Raw genomic sequence first — 13,572 nt, 5'->3', positions numbered from 1 at the left:
CGCTCCGGACGCGGACGCACGATTAGACGAGGAGGACGAGCACCATGGTGGCAGTGATGCTGATTGATGATCACCCCGTGGTCCGCGCGGGCCTGCGCGCCATTTTGGACAGCTTCGACGACATCGAGGTCGTGGCCGAGGGCGCGGACGGCTCCGCGGTCGATGACTTAGACCCGCAGGTGGAGGTCATCGTCTGCGATATCCAGATGCCCGGCGTGGACGGTATTACAGCCACCCAGCGGGTGGTGGAGCGCGGCGGGCCGCCGGTGCTCATCCTGACCACCTATGACACGGAGGCCGATATCGTCGCCGCCTTGGAGGCCGGCGCCCGCGGTTACCTGTTGAAGGACTCGCCGGAAGAGGAGCTCCACCAGGCGGTGCTGGACACGGCCGCCGGGCGCCGCACGCTGTCCCCGGAGGTCGCCGGGATGCTCGCCGACCGGCTGGGCCGCGGGCAGCAGGCGCTGTCGGCCCGGGAGATTGAGATCTTGCGCGCGCTGGCCACGGGCGTGTCCAACAAGGAGCTGGCCAGCCAGCTGTTTATCTCCGTGGCGACGGTGAAAACGCACCTGATTCACATCTATCAGAAGCTAGGCGTGGACACCCGCACCGCGGCCATCCACCGGGCGCAGGAATTGAAGCTCATCTAATGCTGGACTGTCTCGTTATCGGCGGCGGGCAATCCGGGCTCGCCTGCGGCTACTACCTGCGCAAGCGCGGCCTCGATTTCCGCATCCTCGACGCCGAGCCCGCCCCGGGCGGGGCCTGGCAGCACACCTGGGATTCGCTGCACCTGTTCAGCCCGGCGACGGCCTCGAACCTGCCGGGCATGCCGATGCCCGCCTACCCCGGCTACCCGCCGGCCAGCCACGTGGTGGACTACCTGCGCGCCTACGAAAAGCGCTACGACCTGCCGGTAATCCGCCCGGTCACCGTCACGCGGGTCGACCACCACGGCGAGGGCCACGGGGATAACCACAGTGAGGACGCCAGGGATCATTTCGTGGTGGCCCTCCGCGGCGGCGATGCCCCGACGGTTGCCGCCCGCACCGTCGTGGCCGCGACCGGCACGTGGTCCAGCCCGTTTATCCCTTTTTATCCCGGGCACTTCCGCGGCAAGCAGTGGCATTCGGCGTGGTACCCGGGTGCTTCCCCCTTTGCCGGCGCGCGCGTGGCCGTGGTGGGCGGGGCCAATTCCGGCGCGCAAATTGCTGCGGACCTGCTGGACACTGCGGCCCAAGTGGACTGGTTTACGCACCGGCCGCCGCGCTGGATGCCGGACAACATCGACGGCCGGGATCTCTTCCACCACAGCCGCGCGCGGCTGCTGGCCCAGAAGGAGGGCCGCCCCGATCCGGGTTCGGAGTCTTCCCTCGGCGATATCGTCATGGTCCCGCCGGTCAAGGCGGCGCGCGATGCCGGGCGCCTGGTCGCCCAACCCATCTTCGGACGGCTGGACGAGCTCGACCACGACCACCTCATCTGGTGCACGGGCTTCCGCCCGGCCCTGGGTCCCATCCGGCACCTGGTCGCCGAGGGCAAGGCCCAGGTGCCCGGCCTTTTCCTGGTGGGTTACGGCAGCTGGACCGGCCCCGGCTCGGCCACCATCACGGGGGTCTCGCCGTTTGCTAAGCAGACCGCCGCCGCGGTCGAGAAGATCGTCCGCGCTTAGCCGCGCAGGAAGGTAAAGCCCAAGGCGGCGAGCATCAACGCGGTGACGATGGCGCCTATCAGCGTCAGGCGCCACAACAGGCGGGTCCGGGCCGCGTGGTCGCAACGGGCGAACCAGATGCCGCCGAGTGCTGCGCCGATGGTGTTGAACAGCAGGTCGTCGACGTCGCTGTAGCCGAGGGCGAAGATGTACTGGATGATTTCGATGCTCAGGCTGGTGGCCAGGCCCAATAGCACCGCCCGGCCGGTGCCGCGCGTCAGCGTGTAGAAGGCGGCGCCCACCGGCACGAACAGCAAGATATTGCCGAAGGTATTGGTGTACGGCCCGTACCAGATGGGCGGGGTCTCCCAGCCATCCAGGAATTGCAGATCCAGGCTGCGGATCGCGTGCGCCGAACCGTTAATAAGGCCGGGGATTTCGATCCACGGCTTGGCCAAGGTCACCAGCCCCACCATCGCGAGGATGACAGCGAAGCTGAGGGCCATCCGCCCGCGCCCAGCACGACGCGGCCGAGCGGCGGTGGGCTCGGCAACGGCGAGGCGGTAGTTGGCTGACATGTCCTCTACCGTAACCGCCCGCCCTGCTAATCGGGAGGGGAGACACTGGCAGGAACCTGAGTCCTCCCCGAGGGTGTCCGTTCTAACAATGCAGGTTAGCCGTGGGGCGCGTAACATGGCGGACATGACTATTTGGGTAACTCGCAACGATGACGGCTCTGTCCAACACTCGCAGGATTCCGAGCAGAGCTCGGTCAACACCGAAGGTGACGTCGTAGTCGCAGTCAGCCATTCTTCCCTGAACTACAAGGACGCCATGGCCCTTAACGGGGACAAGGGCGTGATGCGCACCAACCCGCTGGTTCCCGGCATCGACGTGGTCGGCACCGTGGAAGAGTCCGACTCGGAGCGCTTCAACCCGGGCGACCAGGTCGTCTGCAACGGCGACGGCCTGGGCGAGTTCCGCCACGGCGGTTACACCGACCGCCAGCGCGTGCGCGCGGAGGCCACCGTCGCCGTCCCGGAGGCCTTCAGCCTGGCGCAGGCCGCGGCCATCGGCACGGCCGGCTACACGGCCGCGCTCTGCGTGAACTCCCTGCTGGACCACGGTCTTTCTCCCGAGGATTCGCCGCGGATCCTGGTCACGGGCGCTACCGGCGGCGTGGGTTCGATTGCGGTCGTACTGCTCAAGCAGCTGGGCTTTTCCGTCACCGCCCTGACCGGCCGCGTGGAAGAACACGGCGACTACCTGCGCCGCCTCGGCGCGGACGAGGTGCTGGACCGCGCAGAGTTTTCGGAGGCCGGCAAGCCGCTGCAAAAGGCCCGGTTTGCCGGCGCGGTGGATACCGCCGGCTCCCACGTCCTGGCCAACGTCTTGGCGCAGGTCACCTGGGGCGGCGTGGTCGCCTCCACGGGCATGGCCGCCAGCCCCAAGCTGGAGACCACCGTGCTGCCGTTCATCCTGCGCAACGTCATCCTGGCCGGCGTGAACTCGGTCGACGCCCCGCTGGATTACCGCCAGCGCGCCTGGGACCTGCTGGCGGACAAGCTGCCGGTCGAGGTCCTCGACAGCCTGACGACGACCATCGGCATCGATAAGGTCGCCGACGCGGGCGAGGCCCTGCTGGCCGGCACCCGCCACGGCCGCACGGTGGTGGAGCTCTAATGGGCGAGGAGGCCATGGCCCAGGTCTATGCCGCCCTGGGTTTCGAATTCGGTGATTTCGACGAGCTGCTGGAGCTCATCCAGGAGGCCCCGGGGCAGCGGACCATCCCGGTCGACGGCTTCGACGCCGCCATGACCTACCAGGATCCCTCCGGCGCGCGCATGACCGCGCTGCAGTACGAGGGCGAATGGGCCACCCTGCCGGGCTTCCGCTCCGACAACACGGTCGACGCGTCCACCTACCGCGTCAGCCCCTACCTGTCGCTGGTGGAGCTACGCCGCGCCGGCGACGGGGAAGTCTTCAACCAGTTCGCCGCCGCCTCGGACGAGGCCTTCGCCCTGCCCGCCGGCAATCCTGCGGGCGGGCGCAAGCTGCGCGCCACCGAGCTACGCATGGCCGCGGCCGGCACCGACTACACGCTGTACGACTCGGTGGAAAGCTGGCGCGAGTCCAAAGACGCCTACGATGCCGCCGAGCCGTCCATGCTCTATTCGCCGTCGACCGAGCGTTTCTACCGCGACTTCCACCCGGGCAATGTCAACCCCTTCGCCCGCCTCGGCGGGGTCATCCGCAGCGCGCAGAAGCGCACCAACCAGCTGACCGGCAACGAATTCGTAGTCGCTACCCTGGCCACCCCGGCGGGCAACCTCCCACTGCTACTGACCGGCGAGGTTCCGGAGGAGGGCCAGGTCTTCTTCGGCGCGGCCTGCATGCTGGCTTCTGCCGGCTTCTGGGAGACCGCCCTGGCTCGCTAAGCCCGCTGTTGTTGCATGAGATCTTGTCCCTTTTCGAAAAACACGAAAACTTAACTGTCTAAGTTTGCGCTTTTCTACAAAAGGAACAAGATCGATTGAAAATTTTTCCTGCCCTCGCGGGCCAGCCGGCGTCCCCGTAGCCCAGCCGGCCTCCTCGTGGGTCGGCTGGTTAGACGAAGACGATGCCGGTGGCCGGGGTATCCAGGTGGGCGACGGCCGTGGCCTCGGATGTTTCGGTGTCGACGCGGTAGATGGTGCCGGACAGGTCGCTGACCCAGACCGCGGAGCCTGCCGGGTCCAGGGCCAGCCCGATGGCCTCGTGCAGGCCGCGCACCACGACCTCGACCTGGCTCAGATCCGCCAGGGGAGCGCGGTTGAGGGAGTTGCCGTCCGGCTCCGCGCCGCGGTCGGTCCAGTACATATAGTCGCCCACCACGGCCAGATCGATGGGCTCGGGCAGGCCGTCCACCAGGGTGCTTCCCGGATCGACGGCGTCGGCGCCCAGCTGCGTTAGTTCGGCGGCGTGGATGCTGCCGTGGCCGCCCTTCGACGGGCCCTTTTGCGTCCAGTACAGCGTGCCGTCGTGCACGGCCACGCCGACCGGGGTGGTCCGCCAGCTGCCGGCGGGGTCGGTGGCCACTAGCTGCTCCAGCTGGGCAGCGCCCGCCGGGTCAGTCACCCGCCAGACCTTGTGGCCTTCGCGGTCGCCCACGTAGAGCGCGCCGTCGGCGTAAATCAGTTGCTTGCCGGTGGTAAAGCGCGCGTCATCCGTAGCGACGAGGTCTTCGACCGGGCCGGTGGCGGCGGTGCCGTCGAAGGCGACGCGGTGGATGCCGCCGTCCGGGGAGGAATAATCCCCCTCCTGGGTGCCGTTGGGGCGCGGGGTGCCCATCGTGGAGTAGAAGATATATCCTTCGGCCAACGCGATACCGTCGGGCCCACCGCCGGTGCTTTCCACCACCGTGCGCGCGGATCCCGTCGCAGTATCCACGGCCACGATTTCTTCCTTCTGGTGCAGCAAGACGAGCAATTCAGACATACAAACCTCCTTGAACGAGTGGTATGCCTTCCAGTGTAAGCGCGTCTTGGCTAGCGCCCGCGGGCCCGCCGGGAGGCCTAGGCCGACACCGGGCAGATGACCGGGGTCCCGGCGTCATCCAGGATGGTGGACTCGATGCCGTAGACCTCGGCGATGAGCTCCGGCGTGAGCACCTCGGCCGGGGTGCCGTGGGCCAGGGCCTTGCCGCCCTTGATGACCAGCAGGTCGTCGCAGTAGCGAGCGGCCAGGTTCACGTCGTGGATGGCCACGACGGCTTGGCGCGCGCCGTCGGCCACGGTGCCGCGCACCACCTTGAGGAGCTTGATCTGGTGGCGCAGGTCCAGCGCGGAGGTCGGCTCGTCCAGCAACAGGATGTCGGGGTTGCCCACCAAGACCTGCGCGACGCTGACCAGCTGGCGCTGGCCGCCGGACATCTGGGAGACCAGGCGGTCGGCCAGGTAGGTGATGCCGAGCAGCTCAAGGGTGTCGGCGCTGGCCTGGACGGGCTCGACCCCGGGGCGGTGGCTGCGCCGGGCGGTGACCATGAGGCTTTCGAATGCCGTGAGAGAGGCGGTGGACAGGATGTCCTGGGGCACGTAGCCGATAGCCGTGCGGCGCTCTTTCTTGCCCAACTCGGTTTCCCCGCGGGTCAGGTGCACCTGGCCGTCCGCCGGCTGCTTGAGCCCGGCGATGGTGTTGAGCAGCGTGGACTTGCCGGCCGCGTTCGGGCCCAGCAGCCCGGTTACCCGGCCTTCCTTCAGCGGCCCGAAGGACATGCCGTCCAAGATGGTGTGCTTGCCGTAGCGGAAAGTGAGGTTTTCAACCGTGATTGCCATGGTTAGCTCCTTCCCTTCCGCCGCGAGAAGATGAGGAAAACGAAGAAGGGCACGCCCACCAGGGCAGTGATGATGCCGATTGGGATGGCGACGCCGGGCACGATCGAGATGGAGACCGCATAAGCCACGGTCATCAGGACCGCGCCGGAGGCGACCGAGGCGGGCAGGAAGAAGGCCTGGTCCTCACCCACCAGCATGCGGGCGATGTGCGGGCCCACCAGGCCGATGAAGCCGATGATCCCGGCGAAGGCCACGGCCGCGGCGGCCAAGACCGAGGCGACCACCAGGGTCGCAATCCGCAGGGCCTTGACGTTAACGCCCAACGATGCCGCCCGGTCGTCGCCCAGGCGCAGCGCCGTGAGCTTCCACGCGCTGGCGGCCGCGTAGGGGAGGGCCAGGAGCAGGACCACGCCGATGATGCCATTGGAGGTCCAGTTGGCCCGCTGCATGGAGCCCATGGTCCAGAAGACGATCTGTTGCAAAGCTTCCGTGGAGGCGCCGTATTGCATCAGCGACAGCAGGGCCTGGAAGAAGAAGGACAGAGCGATGCCCAGCAAGATCATGACCTCCGCGCTGGCGCCCCGCCAGAGGGATGCCGCGGCCACGACGACGACCGCGAGCAGCGCCGAGACGGAGGTCAGCAGCGCGAGGTTGAACTGCGGGTTGGCCAAGATGGTCCAGCCCATCACGATGGAAAACGCCGCGCCGAAGGCCGCCGCCGCGGAAATGCCCAGGGTGAAAGGCTCGGCCAGGGGGTTATCCAGGATGGTCTGCATGAAGGCCCCGGACAGGCCGAGGGCCGCGCCGACCAGCAGCGCCATGACAGAGGCCGGCAGGCGCAGCTGCCACAGCACCGTGTGCGTGCGTTGATCCACCCCGTCGGAGCCGGTCAGCGCCAGGAAGAGATCGTGGACGCTCAGGTCGATGGGGCCGACGATGGTCGCCACGACGAAGGCGACGAAGGCGAGCAAGAACAGCCCGACGATGGCCACCACCTTCCGGCGCCCCCGCGAGCGGTAGTCCTTGATGGCCAGTTGCTTCAGCCCCGCGTTCTCCTCGCTCGTGACAGGCTGGGCCGGGCGGTGACCAGTTGCGTCTGTTGCTTGCATTAACGCCATCGCAGGTTAGTTGTCCTGGTTCTGGGCGAAGAAGGCGCCCGAGTAGTCGAACGGCAGCCAGTCCTTGTGGAAGTCCTCAAAGTCCTGGGCCGCGTCCATGTCCTGGAACTTCTCCGGGTAGAGCCACTTCGCGAAGGCCTCCAGGGCGAAGACGTTGAACGGGTTGTCGTAGAACTGGTGGTAGACGGCGAAGTACTTGTCGTTCTTCGGGGCTTCCAGCAGGTCCAGGCCCTGGGTCTCCAGCGGGCCGTCCAGGGTCTCCTGCGCCTTTTCCGGGCTGGACTGATAGCCCAGCTGGACGTGGCGCACGTCCGGAGTCTTGTCCGTCTCGTCGGACCACTCGCCGCCGGTGACGATGAGGTTCTCCGGCTGCATCTCGATCATCTTCTCGGCGGTCAGGGTGTTGTTCTCGGCCGAGGTGATGTCCTCGCCCAGGTTCTTGGCGTGCAGCGCGTCCAGCAGGGCGCCGAAGTTCTTGTCCGCGGAGACGGAGCAGCAGTCCATCATGCCGGCGGCGGTCCAGACCAGCGCCTCCGGACGGTCCTCGTCCTTAACGTCGGCGATCCGGTCGGTGATTTCCTTGACCTTGCCGTCGTAGAACTCGTTGAACTTCTCGGCGCGCTCGGTCTCACCCAGCAGGTCGCCCAGCAGCTTCACGGAGGTGGTGGTGTTCTCCAGCGGCTTCTGGCGGAAGTCGGTGAAGACGTAGGTGATGCCGGCCTTGTCCAGGTCGTCCAGGAAGCCGGTCTTTTCCGCGCCCTCCTTGTGGTCCAGGGACATGACGACGACGTCCGGGTCCTGCGCCAGCAGGTTTTCCACGGTCACGTCACCCTTGGCGATGTTGCCGATCTCCGGCAGGTCCTTGGCCGCCGGGTTCAGCTCGTACAGCTTTTCTTCGAACTTCGGCGCGGCCTTGGTCAGGTCCGAGCCGAAGGCGACGACGTTTTTGAACGGGTCGTCTTGCAGGATCGAGGTGACGAAGGTGTTGCGGCCTTCCGCCAGGATGATGCGCTCCGGCTGTTCCGCGAATTCGACGGTGCGTCCGGCGGCGTCGTGGACCGTCAGGGCCGCGTTCTCCACCTTCTTGCCGTCTTGGTTTACTTGAGAAGCTCCATTCGAGCCATTCGACCCGGTGGAGCCGTTGTCGGCAGAGTCGCTAGAACAGCCCGCTGCGCCGAAGATCAGCGCAGACGCCGCGACAGCGGCCAGGATTTTCTTCATGATGTGCTGGAACCCTTTCAGAGTAATAAGCATGTAAGCAAGGACAGCTTAACCTTAGTCCTCTGAGGGTGGGCATCAAAATATTTTAGGCGACCCTGCCCTAAACAAGCCCTCCGAGCGGTCCCCGCAGTTCACCCGCGGCGGGATCACCCCACCTCACCGCGGGTTTTCGGGCGGATTACCCCAAAAGGAAGTATCCGCCCGTCTCCCTAGTGGAGACTCCCCGCTACTTCACGACGAGGTTGACCATACGGCCGGGCACGTAGATCTGCTTGACCACGTTCTTGCCGCTAATCAGATCTGCGATCTTCGCGTCGGCGGAGGCGGCGGCCAGAACGGTGTCCTGGTCGGCATCGGCGGCGACGTGGATGCGGGACTTGACCTTGCCGTTGATCTGGACCGGGACCTCGATCTCATCGTCCACCAGGTACTTGTCCTCGTAGGCCGGGAAGGGCTCGAAGGTGATGGTCTCTGCGTGGCCGAAGCGGCGCCAGATCTCCTCCGCGATGTGCGGGGCGACCGGGGAGACCATCTGGGCGATGGGCTCCACGGCCTGCCGCGGCGCGCCGTCCGAGTAGGCCTTGGTCAGGTAGTTGACGTACTCGATCAGCTTGGCCACGACGGTGTTCAGGCGCAGGTTCTCGTAGTCGTCGCGCACGCCCGCGATGGTGCGGTGCAGGGCCTTCAGATCGTCCTCGGTCAGGGCGGCATCGGTAGCCGCCAGCTCACCCGTCTCCTCGTTGACGGCCAGGCGCCACAGGCGCTGCAGGAAGCGCTGCGCACCCACCACGTCCTTGGTCGCCCACGGGCGGGAGGTGTCCAGCGGGCCCATCGACATCTCGTAGACGCGCAGGGTGTCCGCGCCGAAGTCGCGGCAGATGTCATCCGGGGCGACGGCGTTCTTCAGGGACTTGCCCATCTTGCCGTATTCCTGGTTGACCTCTTCGCCGTTGTAGTAGAACTTGCCGTCCTTCTCCTCGACCTCGGTGGCCGGGACGTAAACGCCGCGGGAATCCGTGTAGGCATAGGCCTGGATATAGCCCTGGTTGAACAGGCGGCGGTACGGCTCCTTGGAGCTGACAAAGCCCAAGTCGTAGAGCACCTTGTGCCAGAAACGGGAGTACAACAGGTGCAGCACGGCGTGCTCCACGCCGCCGACGTACAGGTCGACGCCGCCCGGATCGTTGGCGCCGTGCTCCTGCGGGCGCGGGCCGGTCCAGTAACGCTCGTTCTCGAGGTCGCAGAACTGCTCGTCGTTGGTCGGATCCACGTAGCGCAGCTGGTACCAGGAGGACCCGGCCCACTGCGGCATGACGTTGGTGTCGCGGTAGTAAGTCTGCGGGCCGTCGCCCAGGTCCAGCTCGACCTCGACCCACTCGCGGGCCTTGGCCAGCGGCGGCTGCGGCTCCGAGTTGCGATCCTCCGGATCGAAGGAGACCGGCGCGTAGTCCTCTACCTCCGGCAGCTCGACCGGCAGCATGGACTCCGGCAGGGCGTGGGCGTGGCCGTCCGCGTCGTAGACGATCGGGAACGGTTCGCCCCAGTAGCGCTGGCGGGCAAACAGCCAGTCGCGCAGCTTGTACTGGATCTTCTCCGCGCCCTTGCCGGTCTCTTCCAGCCAGGCAATGGTGCGGGCGATGGCGGCCTTCTTGTCCAGGCCGTTGAGATCCAGCCCGGCATCGTTAGCCGAATTGACCAGGGTGCCGTCCTCGGTCCACGCCTCGGTGCTGACGTCGCCGCCGCTAACGACCTCCGTGATCGGCAGGCCGAAGGTCTGCGCGAACTCGTAGTCACGGATGTCGTGGGCCGGGACCGCCATGATGGCGCCGGTGCCGTAGCCCGTCAGGACGTAGTCCGCGATGAAGATCGGGACCTGCTTCCCGGAGACCGGGTTGGTGGCATAGGTACCCAGGAAGACGCCGGTCTTGTCCTTGTTTTCCTGGCGCTCCAGGTCGGACTTCGCGGCGATGTCCTCGCGGTAGGCCTCCACGGCCTCCTTCGGGTCATCGTGGCCGTAGGTCCAGCGCTCATCGATGTCGTCGTCGTAAGGGATGGGGGACAGCAGGTGGTCGACCAGCTCGTGCTCCGGCGCCAGCACCACGTATTCCGCGCCGAACAGGGTGTCCGGGCGGGTGGTGAAGACGGTGATCTCCTGGCCCTCCGCGGTGAAGTTCACGTCCGCGCCGCGGGAGCGGCCGATCCAGTTGCGCTGCATGGACTTGACCTTCTCCGGCCAGTCCAACAGCTCCAAGTCGTCGAGCAGCCGGTCCGAGTACGCGGTAATGCGCATCATCCACTGCTTCAGGTTCTTGCGGAAGACCGGGAAGTTACCGCGCTCGGACTTGCCGTCCGCGGTCACCTCCTCGTTGGCCAGCACGGTGCCCAGGCCCGGGCACCAGTTCACCGTGGAATTCGACAGGTAGACCAGGCGGAACTCGTCCACCGCCTCGGCCTTTTCCGCCGCGGTGAGATCCTCGTAGTAGCGCCCGTCCTTGGTGGTGCGCTTGTTCGCCTCCAGCTCCTGGATCAGCTCCGAAATCGGGCGGGCCTTACCCTGCTCCTCATCGAACCAGGCGTTGTAAATCTGCAGGAAGATCCACTGCGTCCACTTGTAAAACTCCGGATCCGTGGTGGCCACGCTGCGGCGCGGGTCGTGGCCCAGGCCCAGGGCGCCCAGCTGCCGACGCATGTTGTCAATGTTGGCCATCGTGGTCGTCCGCGGGTGCGTGCCCGTCTGGATGGCGTACTGCTCAGCCGGCAGGCCGAAGGCGTCATAACCCAGAGTGTGCAGCACGTTCTTGCCCAGCATGCGGTTGTAGCGGGCGAAGGTGTCCGTAGCGATATAACCCAGCGGGTGGCCCACGTGCAGCCCCGCCCCGGAGGGGTAGGGGAACATGTCCTGCACGTTGAGCTTTTCCGCCGGCAACTCGCCATCCGTAGCCAGGTCGCCGGTCGGGTTCGGCGCGTTAAAAGTGCCATTATCTGCCCAGTACTGCTGCCAGGTCTTCTCAATCTGGTTAGCCAGTTCCGGCGTATAGCGGTGCGCGGTAGTATCCGTGGAATCACTCGGGTTAGTCATAGGCACTTAGTGTAGTCGCCGCAGGTTAGCGGTGTCAGTTTAGGTTAAACCGTGGCATAGATGGTCTCTTCCTTCTCCACCAGGGTCAGCACGTCGTAGGAAGCGACCAGCTCATCCTCCTGGTTGTAGAGCGCGGCGTCCCAGCGAACCTCGCCGTAGTCATCGGTCACGCGCGGGGTGATCTGCTTGGCGGTCAGCTCGATTCGGATGGAGTCGTCGTAGGTGACCGGGGTGATAAACCGCAGGTTCTCCAGGCCGTAGTTGGCCAGGACCGGGCCCGGGGCCGGCTCGACGAACAGGCCGGCGGCCCAGGAGACCAGCAGGTAGCCGTGGGCGACCCGGCGCGGGAAGAAGGGGTTGGCAGTGGCGGCCTCCTCGTTCGTGTGCGCGTAGAAGGTGTCCCCGGTCGACTCCGCGAAGGCGGTGATGTCCTCCAGGGTGACCTTCCGTAGATCCGAGGCGAACTGGTCACCGATGCGCAGCGTGGCGAGGTCCTTGCGGAACGGGTGGGTGCCCTTCCCGGATTCCACGTCCGCACGGGTGACCCGGTTGACCTGGGCGCCGCGGTGCCACTGGCCCGTGACGGCCGTGAGGTGATCCGGCGTGCCCTGGACGGCGGTGCGCTGCATGAAGTGCTTGATGCCGCGCACGCCGCCGAGCTCCTCGCCGCCGCCCGCGCGACCCGGTCCACCGTGGATGAGGTGGGGCAGGGGAGAGCCGTGGCCCGTGGAGGTCTTCGCGTCGTCGCGGTCCAGGAAGTGCAGGCGGCCGTGGTGGGCCGCGATGCCCCGCCCGTATTGCGTGGCCAGCTCCGGGTCGTGGGTCACGACGGAGGCCACCAGGGAACCCGCACCCAGTGCTGCCAGCTCGACGGCCTCGTCGACGGTCTCGTAGCCCAGGACGGAAACGACCGGGCCGAAGGCCTCAGTGGAGTGCACCGTGGGATTCTTCGCGTCCGCGAACTTCAGGATGGTCGGGGCGAAAAACGCGCCCTCCAGCTTGTCCGCGCCGCCGTAGACCACTTCGCCGCCGGCGTTTTCCAGGGCGCCGACGGCTGCGGCGACGTCGTCGCGCTGCTCCACGGAGACCAGCGGGCCCATGGTGGAGCCTTCCTCGCGGGGGTCACCCACGACGACCTTATCGTCCAAGCGCTGCGACAGCGCGGCGATGAAAGGCTCGACCAGCTGGTGCGGCACAATGGCGCGGCGGATGGCCGTACACTTCTGCCCGGCCTTCGAGGTCATCTCCCCGAAGACGGCCTTGACGTAGGCGGTGAACTCGGGCGAGTCCCCGGTGGCATCCGTGCCGAGGATGGCCGCGTTGAGCGAGTCCGCCTCGGCGCTGAACTGCACCCCGCCCTCGATGACGTTGGCGTGGCTGCGCAGCTTGTGAGCGGTGTCCGCCGAGCCGGTAAACGCCACGTGGTCGCGGTAGTCTAGGTAGTCCAACAGGTCGCGGGCGGAACCGGAGATGAGCTGAATGGATCCTTCCGGCAGCACCCCCGACTCGACCATCAGGCGGACGCAGGCCTGGGTGATGTAACCCGTCGGGGTCGCCGGCTTCACGATGGTCGGCACGCCTGCGATGAAGGCCGGTGCGAATTTCTCCAGCATGCCCCAGACCGGGAAGTTGAAGGCGTTGATCTGCACGGCGATGCCGGGAATGGAGGTGTAGATATGGCGGCCGATGAAGCTGCCGTCGGGGGAGAAGACCTCGGGCTCGCCGTCCGTGACGACCATCGAGTTCGGCATCTCCCGGCGCCCCTTGGAAGAGAAGGTAAACAGCGTAGAAATACCGCCGTCGATGTCGACGAAGTTGTCGCGCTTGTTGGCGCCGGCGGCATGCGCCAGTTCGTTCAGCTCCTTCTTGTGATCCTGCAGGTAGAGCGCCAGCTCTTTAATCTTCAGGGCGCGCTCATGGATGGTAAGTTCCTGCATCCCGGCGCGGCCGGTGCTGCGGGCGTAGTCAACCGCGGCGGCGATGTCGAGGCCTTCCGCGAAGACCGTGGCGACGAGTTCTCCGGTGGAGGAGTCGCGCACCTCCTTGGCCCCTTCGACATCAGTGGGGGTGACCCACTGACCATTCAGGTAACTCGGAACCACGCCCGGGCTGTGGGTAGTCGCGTCAAAGACAGTGTTGCTGGCGGTAGTCACGGGAGAAAGTATCCTTTCATTAGTTGCCGAACGGTCG

At 66.4% G+C, this 13,572-nt stretch carries 11 protein-coding genes; 4 read left to right on the top strand and 7 right to left on the bottom strand.

Annotated elements, in window-relative coordinates; all coding sequences use genetic code 11:
• The first annotated feature begins 44 nt into the window (after nucleotides 1-44).
• Nucleotides 45-650: a response regulator gene (locus VVR85_RS09760; protein WP_368520703.1), complete on the top strand. Its 606-nt coding sequence runs from the start codon at nucleotides 45-47 to the stop codon at nucleotides 648-650.
• The gene (locus tag VVR85_RS09755; protein ID WP_368520702.1) at nucleotides 650-1,672 is read left to right on the top strand and encodes an FAD-dependent oxidoreductase; all 1,023 of its coding nucleotides are present in this window, start codon (nucleotides 650-652) and stop codon (nucleotides 1,670-1,672) included. The genes VVR85_RS09760 and VVR85_RS09755 overlap by 1 nt, the downstream gene beginning before the upstream one ends.
• On the opposite strand, the gene VVR85_RS09750 is transcribed toward VVR85_RS09755, so the two are convergent.
• The gene (locus VVR85_RS09750) at nucleotides 1,669-2,229 is read right to left on the bottom strand and encodes a VanZ family protein (RefSeq protein WP_368520701.1); all 561 of its coding nucleotides are present in this window, start codon (nucleotides 2,227-2,229) and stop codon (nucleotides 1,669-1,671) included. The two genes, VVR85_RS09755 and VVR85_RS09750, sit on opposite strands and share 4 nt — an antisense overlap.
• Nucleotides 2,230-2,353: 124 nt before the next feature.
• Here VVR85_RS09750 and VVR85_RS09745 point away from each other — a divergent pair, with 124 nt between their 5' ends.
• Nucleotides 2,354-3,334, top strand: coding sequence for an MDR family oxidoreductase (locus tag VVR85_RS09745; RefSeq protein ID WP_409338205.1), 981 nt, complete (start codon nucleotides 2,354-2,356; stop codon nucleotides 3,332-3,334).
• A complete protein-coding gene (locus VVR85_RS09740; RefSeq protein WP_368520699.1) occupies nucleotides 3,334-4,089 on the top strand; it encodes a hypothetical protein in 756 nt (251 codons plus the stop codon). Before VVR85_RS09745 ends, VVR85_RS09740 begins: the two co-directional genes overlap by 1 nt.
• Before the next feature lie 169 nt (nucleotides 4,090-4,258).
• On the opposite strand, the gene VVR85_RS09735 is transcribed toward VVR85_RS09740, so the two are convergent.
• From VVR85_RS09735 to paaZ, 6 genes are all read right to left on the bottom strand, one after another.
• Nucleotides 4,259-5,128, bottom strand: a complete 870-nt coding sequence (locus tag VVR85_RS09735) for a hypothetical protein (protein WP_368520698.1) — start codon at nucleotides 5,126-5,128, stop codon at nucleotides 4,259-4,261.
• Nucleotides 5,129-5,205: 77 nt separating this feature from the next.
• Entirely contained in the window at nucleotides 5,206-5,964 is a 759-nt protein-coding gene (locus tag VVR85_RS09730; RefSeq protein ID WP_368520697.1) for an ABC transporter ATP-binding protein, read from the bottom strand.
• Nucleotides 5,965-5,966: 2 nt separating this feature from the next.
• Nucleotides 5,967-7,073, bottom strand: a complete 1,107-nt coding sequence (locus VVR85_RS09725; RefSeq protein ID WP_368520696.1) for a FecCD family ABC transporter permease — start codon at nucleotides 7,071-7,073, stop codon at nucleotides 5,967-5,969.
• Between the two features lie 15 nt (nucleotides 7,074-7,088).
• Complete coding sequence (locus tag VVR85_RS09720; RefSeq protein WP_368520695.1) at nucleotides 7,089-8,303, bottom strand: ABC transporter substrate-binding protein; 1,215 nt, start codon at nucleotides 8,301-8,303, stop codon at nucleotides 7,089-7,091.
• A gap of 226 nt (nucleotides 8,304-8,529) precedes the next feature.
• Nucleotides 8,530-11,382, bottom strand: a complete 2,853-nt coding sequence (gene leuS / locus VVR85_RS09715) for a leucine--tRNA ligase (protein ID WP_368520694.1) — start codon at nucleotides 11,380-11,382, stop codon at nucleotides 8,530-8,532.
• Between the two features lie 44 nt (nucleotides 11,383-11,426).
• Nucleotides 11,427-13,535, bottom strand: a complete 2,109-nt coding sequence (paaZ, locus tag VVR85_RS09710) for a phenylacetic acid degradation bifunctional protein PaaZ (protein ID WP_368520693.1) — start codon at nucleotides 13,533-13,535, stop codon at nucleotides 11,427-11,429.
• Between the last annotated feature and the right edge of the window lie 37 nt (nucleotides 13,536-13,572).

It is taken from the genome of Corynebacterium sp. LK2590 (assembly GCF_040946105.1).
GTDB lineage: Bacteria > Actinomycetota > Actinomycetes > Mycobacteriales > Mycobacteriaceae > Corynebacterium.
Note: the sequence above shows the minus strand (reverse complement) of the source record. Positions and strands in the feature narration are given on the sequence as shown.